Source organism: Amycolatopsis sp. A1MSW2902, assembly GCF_017312175.1.
In the GTDB taxonomy this organism is placed as follows: Bacteria; Actinomycetota; Actinomycetes; order Mycobacteriales; family Pseudonocardiaceae; genus Amycolatopsis; species Amycolatopsis nivea.
On sequence record NZ_QJPO01000001.1, the window covers coordinates 2,006,505 to 2,023,671 of the forward strand.

Annotated in this window: 19 protein-coding genes; 7 read left to right on the forward strand and 12 right to left on the reverse strand. The window is 70.2% G+C overall.

Annotated features, from left to right (window positions below; genetic code table 11):
- Positions 1-173: 173 nt before the first annotated feature.
- Entirely contained in the window at positions 174-1,496 is a 1,323-nt protein-coding gene (locus DMP23_RS09175) for an MFS transporter (protein ID WP_337820769.1), read from the reverse strand.
- 22 nt (positions 1,497-1,518) lie between these two features.
- Between DMP23_RS09175 and DMP23_RS09180 the strand changes: the two genes are divergently transcribed.
- Entirely contained in the window at positions 1,519-2,163 is a 645-nt protein-coding gene (locus tag DMP23_RS09180; RefSeq protein WP_337820770.1) for a TetR/AcrR family transcriptional regulator, read from the forward strand.
- Positions 2,164-2,199: 36 nt separating this feature from the next.
- Here DMP23_RS09180 and DMP23_RS09185 read toward each other — a convergent pair whose 3' ends face one another.
- From DMP23_RS09185 to DMP23_RS09195, 3 genes are all read right to left on the reverse strand, one after another.
- Entirely contained in the window at positions 2,200-3,150 is a 951-nt protein-coding gene (locus tag DMP23_RS09185) for a PLP-dependent cysteine synthase family protein (protein ID WP_037358507.1), read from the reverse strand.
- A 4-nt stretch (positions 3,151-3,154) separates the two neighbouring features.
- Positions 3,155-3,433: a MoaD/ThiS family protein gene (locus DMP23_RS09190; RefSeq protein WP_009082495.1), complete on the reverse strand. Its 279-nt coding sequence runs from the start codon at positions 3,431-3,433 to the stop codon at positions 3,155-3,157.
- Positions 3,434-3,501: 68 nt separating this feature from the next.
- Entirely contained in the window at positions 3,502-3,909 is a 408-nt protein-coding gene (locus DMP23_RS09195) for a Mov34/MPN/PAD-1 family protein (protein ID WP_043827849.1), read from the reverse strand.
- An 81-nt stretch (positions 3,910-3,990) separates the two neighbouring features.
- Here DMP23_RS09195 and DMP23_RS09200 point away from each other — a divergent pair, with 81 nt between their 5' ends.
- Positions 3,991-4,362: a hypothetical protein gene (locus DMP23_RS09200; protein ID WP_134667356.1), complete on the forward strand. Its 372-nt coding sequence runs from the start codon at positions 3,991-3,993 to the stop codon at positions 4,360-4,362.
- Here the strand turns inward: DMP23_RS09200 and DMP23_RS09205 are convergent.
- Genes DMP23_RS09205 through clpS form a run of 3 tightly spaced genes read right to left on the reverse strand, consistent with a single transcriptional unit; the run spans position 4,346 to position 6,212 of the window.
- The gene (locus DMP23_RS09205; RefSeq protein WP_337820771.1) at positions 4,346-5,398 is read right to left on the reverse strand and encodes a P1 family peptidase; all 1,053 of its coding nucleotides are present in this window, start codon (positions 5,396-5,398) and stop codon (positions 4,346-4,348) included. The two genes, DMP23_RS09200 and DMP23_RS09205, sit on opposite strands and share 17 nt — an antisense overlap.
- Positions 5,359-5,916 carry a DUF2017 domain-containing protein gene (locus DMP23_RS09210; protein WP_037815272.1) on the reverse strand — a complete coding sequence of 186 codons (558 nt, stop codon included), beginning with the start codon at positions 5,914-5,916 and terminating at the stop codon, positions 5,359-5,361. Before DMP23_RS09210 ends, DMP23_RS09205 begins: the two co-directional genes overlap by 40 nt.
- Positions 5,913-6,212: an ATP-dependent Clp protease adapter ClpS gene (gene clpS / locus DMP23_RS09215; protein ID WP_037718267.1), complete on the reverse strand. Its 300-nt coding sequence runs from the start codon at positions 6,210-6,212 to the stop codon at positions 5,913-5,915. Before clpS ends, DMP23_RS09210 begins: the two co-directional genes overlap by 4 nt.
- Positions 6,213-6,286: 74 nt before the next feature.
- On the opposite strand from clpS, the gene DMP23_RS09220 reads away from it, so the two are divergent.
- Positions 6,287-7,591: a nicotinate phosphoribosyltransferase gene (locus tag DMP23_RS09220; protein WP_037815273.1), complete on the forward strand. Its 1,305-nt coding sequence runs from the start codon at positions 6,287-6,289 to the stop codon at positions 7,589-7,591.
- 10 nt (positions 7,592-7,601) lie between these two features.
- A complete protein-coding gene (locus tag DMP23_RS09225; RefSeq protein WP_037815275.1) occupies positions 7,602-8,177 on the forward strand; it encodes an isochorismatase family protein in 576 nt (191 codons plus the stop codon).
- Positions 8,178-8,181: 4 nt separating this feature from the next.
- Here DMP23_RS09225 and DMP23_RS09230 read toward each other — a convergent pair whose 3' ends face one another.
- Entirely contained in the window at positions 8,182-8,838 is a 657-nt protein-coding gene (locus DMP23_RS09230; RefSeq protein ID WP_337820772.1) for a choice-of-anchor P family protein, read from the reverse strand.
- A 187-nt stretch (positions 8,839-9,025) separates the two neighbouring features.
- Here DMP23_RS09230 and DMP23_RS09235 point away from each other — a divergent pair, with 187 nt between their 5' ends.
- The 3 genes from DMP23_RS09235 to DMP23_RS09245 all read left to right on the forward strand — a co-directional run bounded on the left by DMP23_RS09235 (position 9,026) and on the right by DMP23_RS09245 (position 12,149).
- Positions 9,026-9,616, forward strand: coding sequence for a biotin transporter BioY (locus DMP23_RS09235; RefSeq protein WP_337820773.1), 591 nt, complete (start codon positions 9,026-9,028; stop codon positions 9,614-9,616).
- 91 nt (positions 9,617-9,707) lie between these two features.
- On the forward strand, positions 9,708-11,759 hold the full coding sequence (locus DMP23_RS09240) for an ATP-dependent DNA helicase (RefSeq protein ID WP_037815279.1): 2,052 nt from the start codon (positions 9,708-9,710) through the stop codon (positions 11,757-11,759).
- A gap of 57 nt (positions 11,760-11,816) precedes the next feature.
- Entirely contained in the window at positions 11,817-12,149 is a 333-nt protein-coding gene (locus tag DMP23_RS09245; RefSeq protein ID WP_037815281.1) for a hypothetical protein, read from the forward strand.
- Between the two features lie 277 nt (positions 12,150-12,426).
- Here the strand turns inward: DMP23_RS09245 and DMP23_RS09250 are convergent, their stop codons facing one another.
- From DMP23_RS09250 to ctaD, 4 genes are all read right to left on the reverse strand, one after another.
- Positions 12,427-12,831: an OsmC family protein gene (locus DMP23_RS09250; protein ID WP_134667353.1), complete on the reverse strand. Its 405-nt coding sequence runs from the start codon at positions 12,829-12,831 to the stop codon at positions 12,427-12,429.
- 52 nt (positions 12,832-12,883) lie between these two features.
- Entirely contained in the window at positions 12,884-13,657 is a 774-nt protein-coding gene (locus DMP23_RS09255; RefSeq protein ID WP_337820774.1) for a peptidyl-tRNA hydrolase, read from the reverse strand.
- Positions 13,654-14,883: a phosphoserine phosphatase SerB gene (serB, locus tag DMP23_RS09260; protein ID WP_337820775.1), complete on the reverse strand. Its 1,230-nt coding sequence runs from the start codon at positions 14,881-14,883 to the stop codon at positions 13,654-13,656. Before serB ends, DMP23_RS09255 begins: the two co-directional genes overlap by 4 nt.
- Before the next feature lie 461 nt (positions 14,884-15,344).
- Positions 15,345-17,117 carry an aa3-type cytochrome oxidase subunit I gene (gene ctaD, locus DMP23_RS09265; protein ID WP_037815289.1) on the reverse strand — a complete coding sequence of 591 codons (1,773 nt, stop codon included), beginning with the start codon at positions 17,115-17,117 and terminating at the stop codon, positions 15,345-15,347.
- Between the last annotated feature and the right edge of the window lie 50 nt (positions 17,118-17,167).

Consider the following 17,167-nt stretch of genomic DNA (forward strand, 5'->3'; position numbering starts at 1 on the left):
GTCGGGGACGAGCGGACGGCCTCGGGAGAAATCCCTGAACTTGGGCTCCGGGTGCGGCTCACCGGCTCGCGGTCCGTGAAGGACTCCTTCCGGGAATCTGATTCCCTCAAGGAGCCCTTCACGGACCTCCCGACGGCGGCTCGGTCGTGAAGGGTCCCTTCACGGACCGCCCGTCACACCATTGCGGGCTTCCGCAGCAAGTTTCCGTAGGCCGCGGCGAACAAGGCGGAAAGCAGCGCGGCCACCGCCGCCACCGCGAAGCTCCATCCCGGACCGCCAGCCGACAGCACCACCGCACCGACCGCTCCGGCGAGGCTGCTGCCCACCACCCGGACCAGCGCGTTGATCCCGCCCGCCGCGGCCGTCTTCGCGGGCTCGACGTGCTCGACCGCCATCGTCCCCAGCGCGGCGTAACCGAGCCCGATGCCCAGCCCCAGCACCGCTGCGACGGCATAGAGACCCAGTCCGTCGCCAGGCAGCAACGTCAGCCACAGAGCAGCCACCAGCACCACCGCCGAACCGCCTGCGACCAGGGCGGGCGCGCTGAACCGGCGCATCAACGCACCGGCCAGCACGGAAACCACGAGCATCAAGATCGTCGTCGGCAAGAGATAAAGCCCCACCTGCAACACCGACGCCCCGAGCACCCCCTGCGCGTACGCGGAAAGTGTCATGATCGTGGCGAACAAAGCGAACCCGAGCAGGAACGACGCCACCGTCGCGCCGACCGTTTTTCGGTGCAGCAGCATCGGAATCTCAATCAACGGCGTCTTCGTGCGCCGCGCCGTCGCCACCCACACCGCCGCCAGCACGACGGCCGCGACCAGGAGCCCGACGGTCGCCCAGCCCCATTCGGAACCCTTGCTGATCGCCAGCAGCAGGCAGATCAGCCATCCCGACACCAGCACCGCGCCCAGCAGGTCCGGCGAACCGCTCCGGGCCTCGGCCGTCCGATCCTCCCGGACCGCGGCGACCAGCGCGAACGCCACCACGCCGAGTGCCGCCAGCGCCCAGAACACCAGCCGGTGATCGCCGCCGGCGAGCCCGGCGAGGATCATCCCGCCGCCGCTGCCCGCGCCGATCGTCGCGCTCAGCACGCCGATCGCGGTCGGCAGCGACCGCGGCGGCAGCACGTTCCTGACCTGGCCGATCGCCAGCGGCAGCAACGGCGCGGCCGTCCCTTGCAGGATGCGGCCGACAACCAGCAGCGGCAACGATTCCGCCACCGCCCCCAGCACCGATCCCCCGACCAGCAACGCGAGCACGACCAGCGACATCGTGCGTCTGCCGTAGAGGTCGCCCAGCTGCGCGACCAGCGGAATCGCGACCGCGCCCGCCAGCAGCCCCGCGGTCAGCGCCCACGACACCGAACTCAGCGGCACCCCCAGCTTGAGCTGCAGTTGCGGCAGCAACGGCACCACCACAGTCATCTGCAAAGTCCCGACCGCCACCGCGAACGCCAGCGCGGCGACCGTCCCCCAGTAGTTTTTGTACATGTATAAAAAGTAGCATGGCGGCATGCCAGCGCGCACCGGCCGACCGCCGAAGATCTCCAAGGCCGACATCGTGGCCGCCGCACACCGGGTCATCGACTCCGAAGGCGTCGACGCGCTGACCATGCGCCGCCTCGCCCGGGAGGTCGGCAGCACGGCGATGGCGCTGTATCACCACGTGCGCGACAAAGAGGGGCTGCTTCTTCTGCTGCTCGACGACTACGCGCACCGGGAAATGCCTCGGCCGGAGAACCTCCCCGAGGAACCGTGCGACCGGATCGTGGCGGTCGCGACGGCGATGCGGGACGGGCTGGCGAACTGCCCGTGGATCGTGGAAGTGCTGCGCTCCGACGACCTGCTGTCGGTCGGCGGGCTGTGGTATCCGGAGAAAATCGTTGCGGCGGCGGGAAAAGCCGGGCTGCCGATCGAGGCGGCGGCGGAGGTCTACCGAGCGGTGTGGCACTACACGCTCGGCGAGATCAGCTCACGCGCGGCCGCCGCGCGACGGCGCGACCAGGGCGGCGACACCTACCGCCAGCGAGTCTTCGCGGAACTGGACGCGACGGAATTCCCGACGCTCGCCCAGATTGGCCCGCGCTGGGAAACCCTTACCGCACAAGACAATTACGAACGAGGCGTGCGCGCGCTCGTCAAGGGATTGCTGCCGTGAGGGGAACCCGGCCGGGCTCCCCTCACGAGCGCTAGGTCAGGCCCAGAGCTGACCGTCAAGCCGTTCTGCCGCTTCGTCCAGCGACCCGGAATACGCGCCGGTCGACAGGTACTTCCAGCCGGCGTCCGCGACCACGAAAGCCACGTCCGCCTTCTCGCCGCGGGCCGCGGCTTTCTCCGCGACCCCGAGCGCGGCGTGCAGCACCGCTCCGGTGGAGATCCCGGCGAAAATGCCCTCGTGCTCCAGCAGCTCCCGCGTCCGCCGGAGAGCGTCGTACGCTCCCACCGAATAGCGTCCGTTGAGCACACTTTCGTCGTACAGCTCCGGCACGAACCCCTCGTCGAGATTGCGCAGGCCGTACACCAGCTCGCCGTACCGGGGCTCGGCCGCGATGACCTGGACGTCCGGCTTGTGCTCGTGCAGGTACCGGCCGACCCCGACCAGCGTCCCGGTCGTCCCGAGGCCGCCGACGAAATGCGTCAGCGTCGGCAGGTCCTTCAGTAGTTCCGGCCCGGTCCCGCGATAGTGCGCGTCCGCGTTGGCCGGGTTGCCGTACTGGTAGAGCATCACCCAGTCGGGGTTCTGCTTCGCCAGCTCCTTGGCCCGCCGCACGGCCTCGTTCGAGCCGCCCGCGGCCGGCGAGAACACGATCCGCGCGCCGTACGCCTGCAGCAGCTGCTTGCGTTCGGCCGAGGTGTTCTCCGGCATCACGCAGACCAGGCCGTAGCCCTTGAGCTTCGCGGCCATGGCCAGCGAAATCCCGGTGTTGCCCGAGGTCGGCTCGAGGATCGTGGACCCGCGCCGCAGGATGCCGTCCCGCTCCGCGGCCTCGATCATGGCCAGCGCGGGCCGGTCCTTGATCGAGCCGGTCGGGTTGCGGTCCTCGAGCTTCGCCCACAGCCGCACCTCGTCGGTGGGCGACAGGCGGGGCAGGCCGACGAGCGGCGTGCCGCCGAGCGCGTCGAGGAGGGACTCGTAGCGGGTCATCGGCTCAGCGCGCGCCGCCCGCGACGGCGGGCAGGATGGTCAGGGTGTCGCCGTCCTTGACCTCGGCGTCGAGCCCGCCGGAGAAGCGCACGTCCTCGTCGTTGACGTAGACGTTGATGAAGCGGTGCAGCTTCTCCTCCTTGACCAGGCGCGCCTTCAGCCCGGCGTGCCGCGACTCGACGTCGTCGATGATCTCGAGGACAGTCTTGCCCGACGCCTCGACGGACTTCTCGCCGCCGGTGTGGGTGCGCAGGATGGTCGGGATGGACACGGTCACGGCCATGGTTTTCTACCTCCGGGTGGGTTCCTACACGCTGACGTATCGGACGCCGCGCTTTATTCCGCGAGAGTTCAGTCGAGGATCTCGACCGGCTCCTCGGTGATCTCGGCGTCCACGATCCGGTACGAGCGGAACTCGTGCGAATCGGGCTCTCTTGTCGAGACGAGCACGTAGTGCGCGTCGGGTTCGGCGGCGATGTTCGCGTCGGTGCGCGACGGATAGGCCTCGGTCGCGGTGTGCGAGTGGTAGATGACCACCGGGACCTCGTCGTTCGCGTCCATCTCGCGGTACAGCTTGAGCAGGTCGCCCGAGTCGAACTCGTAGAACGTCGGCGAGCGGGCCGCGTTCAGCATCGGGATGAACCGCTCGGGGCGGTCCGAGCCGGCAGGACCGGCCACCACCCCGCACGCTTCGTCGGGGTGGTCACGGCGGGCGTGGGCGACGATCTCGTCGACGAGTTCACGGCGGATCCGGAGCACACGGACATCTTAGTTCGTGGACCGAACGAGTCCACACTGTGAGAGCTACCGCTCATCCGCAGGTCAGGGCACAATAACGGGATGCCGGTGTCGTCGAAGATCCGCGAACGCTGCCGTGGCCTGCTGGCCGAAGGGGACGTCGTCCAGTACGTGTTCCCCGCCACATCGCTGATGGTTTCGATGATGGCCGCGCACCGGAACTTCGTCGTCGTGGTCACCGACCGGCACGTGACGGTGCTCGCCTGCAGCACTTTCCGCCGGTGGAGGCCGGTTTCGGTGTGGGCGCACTTGCCGCGCTCGACCGAACTGGGCCCGGTGGACCTGCATCCCTCGCTCGGGCCGACGGTGTCGTTCGGCGGCCTGGTGCTGGAGATCGACGACGAGTACGTGGCCACCGTGCGCGCCGCCGACCTCGAGCGGAGCGAGGACGCGCTCCCTAAGGACCCGTTCTGACCGTCAGCGCCTCCGGCCACACATCCCGATAAGCCGGGATGCCGGCCGCGGAAGTCGCCGCCAGCAGTCCGTGCACCATCGCCCGCGCGAACACCCGCGCCGCCGCCGAGCACAAGGCGTCCAGTGCGCCCGCTCGCGCCGCCACGGCAAACGACCCGGGCTCCCCTGGCAACTGCTGCGCGCCCGTCGCCAGCGCGAACACGGTGTCGCCGTCGAACATCGAGTGCGCCGGACGCACCGCGCGCGCCAATCCGTCCTGCGCGGCGACCGTCAACCGGCGTGCCTCTGCCTTCGTCAGCGCCGCATCACAAGCCACCACACCGATCGTGGTGTTCAGATCGGTCCGCTGCCCCGGCACCTCGCCGGGCCGATCCGGCCAGCGGACGCCGAACTCGCCGTCCACCTCGTGATCAGCGGCAAAAGCCCGCCCCGTCGCGAAATCCACGGCCTGGCCCGCCGCGTTCACCGCCGCGATCGCGCCGACCGTCATGTCGCCGACGACCTCGCTCGCCGTCCCGATGCCGCCCTTGAGCGAACCGACGACAGCACCGGAGCCCGCGCCGACAGTGCCCATCGCGAAGGTCTCTCCGGCGGCTTCGCAAGCGGCGTAACCGAAATCGGCGTCCGGCCGATTGCCCCACGCGCTGCGCGGCAAGTCGAACAGCACCGCCGCGGGCACGATCGGCACCACCTCATACGGCTGCGCGCCAACGGGAAACCCGTAGTTCCGCTCGGAAAGCCACCGCATCACGCCGTCCGCCGCCGCGAGCCCGTAGGCGCTTCCGCCGGACAGGCAGACCGCATTCACCTGCTGTACCAGGTTTTCCGGCTCCAGCAGGTTGGTTTCGCGAGTGCCGGGCGCGCCGCCGCGCTGGTCGACCGCGCCGGTCGCCCCGTCCGGCACGAGCACGACAGTGGTTCCGCTCGCCCAGCCGTCGCCGAGCCGTTCGTGATGGCCTACGAGAACGCCGGGAACGTCGGTGATTTTCCCGCCGGTCAGGCGGTCAGCGCTTGGATCAGCGTCTCCTGCACCCATGTCAGCCAATGGTAGACGCCGAGATGGGGTGCGCGGGGGTCGTCTTCCGGCAGCTCGTCCGGCATGTCCTCGGTGACGTCGAGCGCCGTGCCCAGCGCCAGCCGGACGTCGTTCAGCGCGCCGAGCCAGGCGTCGGCCTGCTCGAAGCTCAGCTTCACCGAACCGCCGTCGCGCGGGAGCGTGTCCAGCACGATCTTCGCGACGCCGACCTTCTTCTCCAGCAGCTCCGGTTCGTGCAGCGACCGCATCGCCGCCGCCGAATCGAGGTCCTCGCGGCTCGGGTTGTCCGGGTCGAGCCGGTGGAAGTCCGGCAGCAGCCGCGACAGCACCGGGTCGTCCGGCGATTCGGCGGGCCCGGTGCGGATCCCGGTCAGCTCGGCCAGTTCGTCCTGCGGGGCCTCCTCGGCCCGCGCGGTGAGCATGTCCTCGAGCTGCCCGACCAGCCCGCGCAGCACCGCGGCCTCCTGCTGTTCGAACCCGGCGAGGATGGCGTCCCCCTTGCGCCGCCAGGCCTTCACGAGGGCTGTTCCATGGTCGCCCACAGGCCCGCCGCGTGCAGCTTCGCCACGTCGGTCTCCACCTTCTCCTTCGAACCGGACGACACGATCGCCCTGCCCTTGTTGTGCACGTCGAGCATCAGCTTCGTGGCGTGGTCCCGGCTGTAGCCGAACAGCTTCTGGAAGACGTACGTCACGTACGACATCAGGTTGACCGGATCGTTCCAGACGATCGTCCGCCAGGGCTGGTCGGATTCGGCCAGCTCGGCCCCGAGTGGATCGACCTGCGTCTGTTCGGATGCGACAGGCGTGGACATGCACACCATGGTGTCACGGGGCCATCCCGGTACGCCGCGCCAGGTCCGTCCATGTGAGTGAATAGGCTGCTCCCATGGGTTCCCCCGAGCCGGTCACCAGCGCCAGCACGGCGCTGCTCACCGACCATTACGAGCTGACCATGCTGGCGAGCGCGCTCGCGGACGGGACGGCCGACCGGCCGTGCGTGTTCGAGGTCTTCGCGCGCAGGCTTCCCGACGGCCGCCGCTACGGCGTCGTCGCGGGCACCGCGCGCGTGCTCGACGCGATCGCCGACTTCCGGTTCACCGACGCCGAACTGGCCATGCTGGAGCAGACCGCGGTCGTCGACCCGGAAACGCTGGCGTGGCTGGCCGACTACGAGTTCCGCGGCGACATCGACGGCTACCGCGAAGGCGACCTGTACTTCCCCGGTTCGCCGATCCTGACCGTGACCGGCAGTTTCGCCGAAGCGGTGGTGCTGGAGACGGTGGTGCTGTCGATCCTCAACCACGACAGCGCGATCGCTTCGGCGGCGGCGCGGATGTCCGGCGCGGCGCACGGCAGGCCGATCATCGAGATGGGCGGACGGCGCACGCACGAGTACGCCGCGGTCGCCGCCGCGCGCGCCTCCTACCTGGCCGGATTCGCCACCACGTCGAACCTCGAGGCGGGCCGCCGCTACGGGATCCCCACCCGCGGCACCGTCGCGCACGCCTTCATGCTGCTGCACGACAGCGAGGAAGCCGCGTTCCGCGCCCAGGTCAGCAAAATGGGTCCGGACACCACGCTTCTGGTGGACACCTACGACATCACCGCGGGCATCGAGGCGGCCGTGCGCGTCGCCGGCCCGGAGCTGGGCGCGATCCGGATCGACTCCGGCGACGTCGGCCCGCTCGCCCGCAAGGCCCGCGACCAGCTCGACTCGCTCGGCGCGAAGGACACCCGGATCGTGGTGTCCGGCGACCTCGACGAGCACGCGATCGCGGCGCTGCGCGCGGAGCCGGTGGACGCGTACGGCGTCGGCACCTCGGTGGTCACCGGATCCGGCGCGCCGACCGCCGGGATGGTGTACAAGCTGGTCGAGGTCGACGGCCGCCCGGTCGCGAAACGCAGTGCGCACAAGGAATCCCGCGGCGGGCGCAAGCACGCGCTGCGCCGCCACCGCAGCACCGGGACCGCGGTCGAGGAAGTGGTCTGGACCGCCGCGAGCGGCCGCCCGGAACCCGGCGAGAACGATCTCGACCTGCAGATTCCTCTGGTGCGAGATGGCGCGCCGGTGGAGGATCTGCCCACACTGGACGACGCGCGGGCCCGGTTGCGGCGCGCGCAGGTGAGCCTGCCGTGGGAGGGCCTCAAGCTCTCGCACGGCGAGCCCGCGATACCGACGACTTTTCTGTAGGGAGCCGACCATGGGAACCGCGCTGATCGTGGTGGATGTGCAGAACGACTTCTGCGAGGGAGGCTCGCTCGGCCTGCCGGGCGGGGCGGCTGCCGCGGCGGCCATCTCGCAGAAGATGGCCGAGGGCGGCTACACGCACATCGTCGCCACCCGCGACCACCACATCGACCCGGGCGACCACTTCAGCGACACGCCCGACTTCAACACCAGCTGGCCGCCGCACTGCGTCGCGGGCACGGCGGGCGCGTCGTTCCACTCGGCGCTGGACGTGGTGCCGGTCGAGGCAGTGTTCTCGAAGGGCGAGTACACCGCCGCGTACTCCGGTTTCGAGGGCAAGTCCGGCGACGGCAAAACGCTCGAGGAATGGCTTCGCGCGCACGAGGTGACCGACGTCGACGTCGTCGGCATCGCGACGGACTTCTGCGTGCGCGCCACCGCCCTCGACGCCGCGGGCGCCGGGTTCAACGTGCAGGTGCTGCTGGACCTGACCGTCGGCGGCTCGCAGCCGACGGTGGACGCGACGCTGAAGGACTTCGACGAGGCGGGGGTGCGCTACACCGGCACGCCCGCCCTGCCGCCCGCCTGATCGGTTATTGCTGGGGCACGCCGCCCTTGCCGTACGGGTTGCACGCCGCGGTGCCGAGGTAGATGTCCCCGCTCGCCGGACCGCCTTGCGGGAACAGCTTCACGTGCACCGCGTGCGTGACCAGGCTGCCGTCGGCGGGCTGCGGCGTCACGGTCTCGTTCAGCGTGATCGTGGCCAGCGCAGTGCCCGCCGCGCCGCCGGGGATCGTGACGCGGTAGTTCGCCGGGATCGACGACGGCACGGTGAAGCCGGAGACCTCGCCGATCGACATCGAACCGGTGCTGCCCGAATCGGTCGTGGTGGCGCAGCCGACCGAGTACGTGCGGACCTTCAGCTCCGGCCCGCCGTACCGGGTGAGCAGGTCGGATTCGAACCGTTGCCCGCCGGTCTTCACGTCCGCGACCGGGCCCTTCCGTTCGCAGGTGGTGCCGCCGAAGCCGAACACCGCGACGTCGCCGGCCGCGCCGCCGGGGGTGCGCGCGGAGGCCGGTCCGTCGGCGTCGCACCGGGCCAGTTCGCCGGTGACGACGTGTTCGTGGTCCACCAGCACGTCGAGGCTGCCTGCCGAGCCCCAGCCGGTGGAGGTCGGCGGATCGGCGTGCGCCACCGCTGGCGCCGTCGCTAGGAAAACCCCGGTGACCAGCAGGATCCGTCCGCGCATTCGCCCTGTCTCCCTTCGCCCGTGCTTCGACATCGGCAGCGCGGCAGGGGTCCCAAACGTCGACGGTCGCAGCTCACCCGGACGTGTGGCGGAAGACAGGGGTGGTGAGGAACGCAACTTGTCTCGTTCCGCCGCCTCGCTCGACGATAACCTGCCCGGACGTCCGTTTTCCGTGGTTGGAGGTCCCGTGTCGTCACTGTCTCTCCCGGCCCGCCGTCAGGTGCTGGCCGACCTCGTGCCCGGCACCCTGGTGCGCGACCTGGCGCTGGTCGCCGGCGGCGCCGTGCTCACCGGCGCGGCCGCGCAGCTGGTCATCCCGCTTCCGGGCACGCCGGTGCCGATGACCGGCCAGACCTTCGCCGCGCTGCTCGTCGGCGCGACGCTCGGCATGCGCCGCGGTGCGGCTTCGATGCTGCTGTACTTGCTCGTCGGCGCGGCCGGCGTGCCGTGGTTCCAGGGCGGGACCTCCGGGCTGTCCGGGGCCTCGGCGGGTTACATCGTCGGCTTCGTGTTCGCCGGCGCGCTCGTGGGCGCGCTCGCCCGCCGCGGCGGCGACCGCACCCCGCTGCGCATGGCGGGGACCATGGTGCTCGGCAATGTCGCGATCTACGCCTTCGGCGTGCCGTGGCTGATGGCCGCCACCGGCTTCGATCTCGCCACCGCTTTCGACAAGGGCGTCACGCCGTTTCTCATCGGTGACGTGCTGAAGACCGTGGTCGCGGCCAGCGTGCTGCCGCTCGCGTGGACCGCGGTTTCGCGCTTCCGCAAGGAAGACTGAGCCGGATTTCCGGGAGCTTCGATCCGGCGCGAGGGGTCCGTTCGCGCCGGATCGAAGATCCTGTCGGACCTGGCGGCTATCGTGTCTCGCTGTGCCCGCCCGAACCGATTTCCCCGGCGTCCTCGAACTCCTCACCCACGCGGTGGAGTCCGTCGGCGGCGCTGAACGCCCCGGCCAGGTGAAGATGGCCGATGCCGTCGGCCACGCCATCCGCACCGGCGAACACCTCGCCGTGCAAGCGGGAACGGGCACCGGCAAATCGCTGGCGTACCTCGTGCCCGCGATCCGGCACGCGGTGGAGAAAGACACCACCGTCGTCGTCTCCACGGCCACCATCGCGTTGCAGCGCCAGCTGGTCGACCGTGATCTCCCGCGCCTGGCGAAGGCGCTCAAGAAGCCGCTCGGGCGCGAACCGACTTTCGCGATCCTCAAGGGCCGCCGCAACTACCTGTGCCTGCACCGGCTCGACACCGGTCCGGCCGACGAGCCCGAGGACGCGCAGCTGTTCGACCCGTTCGCGGTGTCCCGGCTGGGCAAGGAAGTCACGCGGCTGCACGAGTGGACGTCGGACACCGAAACCGGCGACCGCGACGAGCTGGTGCCCGGCGTGTCCGACCAGGCGTGGCGGCAGGTTTCCGTCACCGCAAGGGAATGTCTCGGCGCCGCGAAGTGCCCGGTCGGCACCGATTGCTTCGCCGAACGCGCGCGAGCCGAAGCGGGGCGCGCCGATGTCGTGGTCACCAACCACGCGCTGCTGGCCATCGACGCGTTGCAGGGCTACCAGGTGCTGCCGGACCACGACCTGGTGATCATCGACGAGGCGCACGACCTGGTCGACCGGGTCACCTCGGTCGCGACCGGCGAACTCACCAGCGCCATGGTGTCGGCCGCCGCGAGGCGCTGCGGAAAGCTCATGGACGCGGGCATCGCGGACCGGCTGCTGGAGTCTTCCGACGGCCTCGCGCTGATCCTCGACGACATCCCGGCCGGAAGGCTCGACGCGCTGCCCCGCCCGTTGCAGGGCGCGATCCCGGCGGTGCGCGACGCGGCGAAGGAATGCCTCACCGCGCTGGGCTCGGATCGCAAGGAAGACGTCGGCGAGGCCACCGCGCGCAAGCTGGCGCGGTCGCTGCTCGAAGAAGTGCACGACACCGCGGTGCGGCTGCTCGACGCGTACGACGAGGATCTGGCGCACCAACGCGACGTCGTCTGGCTGACCGGCGACAAGTATTCGGCGAACCCGCGTCCGCCCGCGTTGAAGGTCGCGCCGCTGGGCGTCGCGGGGCTGTTGCGGGAGCGCGTGTTCAACCAGCACACCACCGTGCTGACCTCGGCGACGCTCACCCTCGGCGGCGAATTCGACACGATGGCACGGCAATGGGGCCTCCCGCCGAGCGGCCCGCGCGTGGTGAAGTCGCCGGGCACGGCCACCGACAAGGAAGCCCCGTCGGACGAGGACAGCGGCCCGAAATGGACCGGGCTGGACGTCGGCTCGCCGTTCGACCACCGCCGCAACGGCATCCTCTACCTCGCCAAGCACCTGCCACCACCCGGCCGCGACGGACTCGCCGAGTCCACAATGGACGAACTGGCCGGACTGGTCGAAGCCGCGGGCGGCCGTACGCTGGGCCTGTTCTCCTCGATGCGCGCGGCGAAACAGGCCGCGGAGGCCATGCGGGAACGGCTCGACCACCCGATCCTCTGCCAGGGCGACGACGCCACGCCGTTGCTGGTGCGGCAATTCGCCGAAGACGCGCGCACCTGCCTGTTCGGCACGCTCACGCTGTGGCAGGGCGTGGACGTGCCCGGGCCGTCGCTGCAGCTCGTGGTGGTGGACCGGATCCCGTTCCCCCGTCCGGACGATCCGGTGTCCTCCGCACGCCAGCGCGCGGTGGAAGCCCGAGGCGGCAACGGATTCCTCACCGTCGCCGCGACGCACGCCGCGTTGCTGCTGGCACAGGGCACCGGACGGCTGCACCGCTCGGTCACCGACCGCGGCGTAGTGGCCGTACTGGATTCCCGGCTGGCCACCGCCCGCTACGGCGGTTTCCTGCGCGCGTCGCTGCCGCCGTTCTGGCCGACAACAGATCCGCAGGTCGCACGCGACGCACTGAAGCGCCTCGACGCGGCCGCGCCCGCCTGACCGAGCGAACCGGACAGGCGGGTACGGTGAGTGGAACGAACACGACAGGGAGCACCGTTGACCCAGGATTCGTCCAGCGCCCAATCCCGGACCGTCAGTGTTGACGACACCGGGGTCCGGCGCCGGCTCGCCGATGGCAGCGAAGAAGCTGTGACGTGGTCGGACCTGCAATCCGTCATGGTGAGAGTCATCCCGGACGGCCCCTGGAACGAAGACGTCTTCTTCATGCTGGTCGGCAACGACGGCAAAGGCACCGCGGTCCCGAGCGGCGACCCGGCCGCGGACGCCCTCATCGAACGCCTGCAGACCTTGCCCGGCTTCGACAACGAGAAGTTCATCGAGGCGATGACCACGGACGCCGACCAGGCGTACGTGGTGTGGCAAAGCTGAGCCGGATCAGCTCGACGCCGGGTTGCTTCTGCTGAAAGCGACCCGGCCGGGAAGCCTTGCTGGACAAGGATCGGCGCTCCGCGGGTTTCGGTTTCAGCGGCTCTGCTGCGGTCGGCGGGAGCGGCTCGGTGGCGGCCCGGCAGGAATGACCTTCCGCGCCGCTCCACCGCAGACCTTCGTCGGCCGCTTGACTGCGCGACTCACGAACCGCCGTCGCGGCCTGACATCCTTGCCACTAAGCGCCCACTAGCGCGATTCGGCGGCCCGCCACGGGGGCTCAGGCGGTCGGGAAAGTCTCCGTCACCGGAATCGCCTTCTTCAGCGTCCGGCTCACCGTGCACAGCCGCTCGATCGCCCGGTCCACCGCGCCCGCCAGCGCCTCCCGCTGGGTTTCGTCCAGCGCCGACACGTCGACGTCGAACGCGACGTGCACCGCGTCCAGTTCCGAGGCTCCCTCGCGCCGGTCGGCGGTCACGGAGACCCGGAACTTCGAGTCCTCGCCCACCCGCCGCGTGATCAGCTGTTCCGCCGTCACCGCGGAGCAGCCCGCCGCCGCGATCTGCAGCAGTTCCGCCGGGGAGAACGCGCCCTCCGCGCCGGCCCGGCCCAGCCGTACTTCCGCGCCGCGCTCGTTGCGGCCTACGAAACTGTGCGTGCCTTCGCGCTGTACTTCCAAGGTCATCCGAGACGCCTTTCCACCCGTCGGGTCACTGCATTGGCGCTGGCGGCGCGGGTCACGCCGATGTTCCGGGCTGCTGCGCCAGCACGGTGATCGTGCCGGGATCGACCTCGGTGAATCCCGCGTCGCGGACGGCGATGACGCGGTTGTCCCGCCAGCCCGCCTCCGGGTCCTCGACCGGGCACAGCTCCTTCCACCGGGCCGGGCTGGGCGTGCGGACCGCGACCCGGTAGTCCTTCGCCGCCCAGGCCGCCAGTTCGTCGTCCGGCAGCAGTGCCGCGAGGGTCATCGTGGCGTGCCCGACCTGCGCGGACGCCTTGCCGACGGTCATCGGGACGTCCGGGTTCAGCATCACCAACGGGACGTCCGCCGGGGCCGGGCCGGGCGTGTCGGCGGGCAGTTCGCTGCCGGAGATCTGCAGTCGCGAGACCTCTTTCGGGGCCTGCCTGACCAGCCCGGGCACGAGCGCCCGCGCCTCCGCGCCGTCCACCTCGATCGTGATTCCCGGCTGGTCGAGCACCGCCTGCCAGTGCGCGCCACGAGCCCGGCGCGCGACCTTCCGGATGCGATTGTCGAGCCACGCGTGCACCGGCTCGGCCCATTCGCCGCCGGGCTGGACGCGGTCGTCCAGGCACACCGCCAGTGCCGCCGCGGCCGCCGCTTCGAGCAGCGCGGTGCGGCCCGGCGGTTCGGCGCGTTCGATCCGCAGGATGATCGGCATCGCGCGGACCTCGTCCGGGTTCTCGTCGGACGTGTCCGAGGTGTCCTCGGCGGGCAGCCCGAGCCACGAGGCATACCGGGCGCGCAGCGGTTCGAGCAGAGGGTTCACGGGCGGGCCAGTTCGAGTCCGTCGGCCGCGTCCGCCGCCTCGACCTCGGCGCGCGTGACGCCGAGGACGAACAGCACCGCGTCGAGATACGGGTGCGAGAGCGCGGTGTCGGCGACCTCGCGCAGCGCGGGCTTGGCGTTGAACGCGACGCCCATGCCGGCCGCAGCCAGCATGTCGATGTCGTTGGCCCCGTCCCCGACCGCGACGCACGCGCCCAGCGGGATCCCGTACTCGCCGGCGAACCGGCGCAGCGCGGTCGCCTTGCCCGCCCGGTCCACGATGTCGCCGATCACGCGGCCGGTGAGCTTGCCGTCGACGACCTCCAGCTCGTTGGCCGCCGCGAAGTCGAGGCCGAGGTCGTCCACGAGATGGTCGATGACCTGGGTAAACCCGCCGGAGACGACGCCGCAGCGGAAGCCCATGCGCTTGAGCGTGCGGACGGTCGTGCGCGCCCCCGGGGTCAGCTCGAGCTTCGCCGCGACCTCGTCCATCACGCTGGCGGGCAGCCCGGCCAGCAGCGAAACGCGCCGCTCCAGCGACTCGGCGAAGTTCAGCTCGCCGCGCATCGCCGCCTCGGTGATCTCGCGGACCTGCTCCTCGACCCCGGCGTACGCGCCGAGCATCTCGATGACCTCGCCCTGCACGAGCGTGGAGTCGACGTCGAAGACCACCAGCCGCTTCGCCCGGCGCGTGATGCCCGCGCGCTCGACGGCGACGTCAATGTTGGCCTCGGACGCCGCGTCGGCCAGCATGGACCGCAGTTCGGCGTCCGTTTCCTCGGTGTCTTCGCGCACCGAGACGTACAGCTCGAGCCCGGTCACCGGGTAGTCGGCGACGCTGCGGATCGAGTCGATGTTCGCCCCGACGCCCGCCAGCCGCCGCGCGATCTCGGAGAACGCCCGCGCGGTCACCGGACGCCCGAGCAGGACGAGCACGTGCGACGAATCGCGCCGGCCGAGCGCGAACGGGTCCGCGCCGATCGCGTCGCCGATCCGGACCTCGACCTCCATGCCGACGGTCGCCATCGCCTGCTCGACGGACTCCTGGAGCCCCTCCGGGTCGCGGTAGACGCCGGCGAGCACGCCGAGCACGAGCTGCCCGCGGATGACCACCTGCTCGATGTCGAGCACGTCCACGTCGTGCCGGGTGAGCACGGCGAACAGCACGGACGAGACCCCGGGCTTGTCCGGACCGGTCGTGGTGATGAGGACGGGAGTCTGGCTCACTGGTTCGGTATCCCTCGTTCGTCTCGGCACCGACGCTTAGGCCACGGCGAGTCGGCACGCCCAGTCTGGCCTCCAGCGGCGGCGGGCAGAACGCCCCCGTGCCGTGCTTCACACCGCCGGTGCCACGAACGGGCGATGAACGGCGCTGAGGGCGGGTCGGATGAGGCCGGGTTGAGCGGCGGGGTCGGGTGCGCGCGGCCGGACGGCTAAGAGTCCACGGGCGGTCCTCAGCGGCAGCAGGCGGGCGACTCGGGCCGCCGAGAGGTCTCTGACGAGAGCAGGCCGAGCGGCAGCGGACCGGCCGCGCGAACGGTGCTCGGGCTAGGTCTGGCGGCCCAGCCCGGTCCTCGGGGGCCTTTCACGCCGATTCCAGCCACGGCATTCCGGGCGCAAAAACGGCGCGTGCCCGGCCGAGAGAAACCTCGACCGGGCACGCGCCGGGCACATCCTGCGAGCGCTGGTTACTGCTCGCTCGCGTTGTCCTTGCTGTGGTCGCCCGGCATGGTGGCGTCCACGAGCTTCTGCGACGGGGCCCCGACGTGCTTGGCCTTGCCGAAGAAGCCGATCTCGCCTTCCGCGTGGAGGCGTTCGACCATGTGCGGGTAGTGCAGTTCGAACGCCGGCCGCTCGGAGCGGATCCGGGGCAGTTCGGTGAAGTTGTGCCGCGGCGGCGGGCAGGACGTGGCCCACTCGAGCGAGTTGCCGTAGCCCCACGGGTCGTCGACCGTGACGATCTCGCCGTACCGGTAGCTCTTGAACACGTTCCAGATGAACGGCAGCGTGGACGCACCAAGGATGTACGCGCCGATCGTGGAGATCGTGTTCAGCGTGGTGAACCCGTCGCTGGCCAGATAGTCCGCGTAACGCCGCGGCATGCCTTCCGCGCCCAGCCAGTGCTGGACCAGGAACGTGGTGTGGAAGCCGATGAACGTGGTCCAGAAGTGCCACTTCCCGAGCTTCTCGTCCATCATCCGGCCGGTGATCTTCGGGAACCAGAAGTAGATCCCGGCGAAGGTCGCGAACACGATCGTGCCGTAGAGGACGTAGTGGAAGTGCGCCACCACGAAGTAGCTGTCCGACACGTGGAAGTCGATCGCCGGGGCGGCCAGCATGATGCCGGTCAGACCGCCGAAGAGGAACGTGACGATGAAGCCCATCGAGAAGATCATCGGCGTCTCGAAGGACAGCTGGCCCTTCCACATCGTGCCGATCCAGTTGAAGAACTTCACACCGGTCGGGACCGCGATGAGGAACGTCATGAAGGAGAAGAACGGCAGCAGGACCGCGCCGGTCGCGTACATGTGGTGCGCCCACACCGCCACCGACAGCGCCGCGATCGACAGCGTCGCGAAGACCAGGCCCTTGTAGCCGAACACCGGCTTGCGGCTGAAGACCGGGAAGATCTCCGACACGATCCCGAAGAACGGCAACGCGACGATATAGACCTCGGGATGGCCGAAGAACCAGAACAGGTGCTGCCACAGGATCACCCCGCCGTTGGCCGGGTCGAACACGTGGGCGCCGAGGTGCCGGTCCGCCATCAGGCCGAACAGGGCCGCGGTGAGGATCGGGAACGCGAGCAGGATCAGGATGCTCGTGATCAGGATGTTCCAGGTGAAGATCGGCATCCGGTACATCGTCATGCCCGGTGCGCGCAGGCAGACCACCGTGGTGATCATGTTGACCGCACCGAGGATGGTGCCCAGACCGGATACTGCCAGGCCAGCGATCCACAGGTCGGCACCGACGCCGGGCGAATGGATGGCGTCCGAGAGCGGCGTGTAGGCGAACCAGCCGAAGTCGGCGGCGCCGCCGGGCGTCAGGAAGCCGGACAGCACGATCAGGCTGCCGAACAGGAACAGCCAGTAGGAGAACGCGTTCAGCCGCGGGAACGCCACGTCGGGCGAGCCGATCTGCAGCGGCAGGACGAAGTTCGCGAACCCGAAGAGGCTCGGCGTCGCGTACAGCAGCAGCATCACCGTGCCGTGCATGGTGAACAGCTGGTTGTACTGCTCCTGGGACAGGAACTGCTGCCCGGGCTGGGCGAGCTCCGTCCGGATGAGCATGGCCATCGCGCCGCCGATCATGAAGAAGGCGAACGACGAGACCAGATACATGATCCCGATCTGCTTGTGGTCCGTCGTGCGGAACAACCGCAGCAGGTACGAACCCTTTGCCGTCTCGCGCGCGGGATACGGGCGCGTCGCGATCGGCTTGGGGGCTACGGCCGTCACTCCTGCCTCCAACACTGCAACCTTGTGGTGGTCAACTTCGGGGCGCTCGG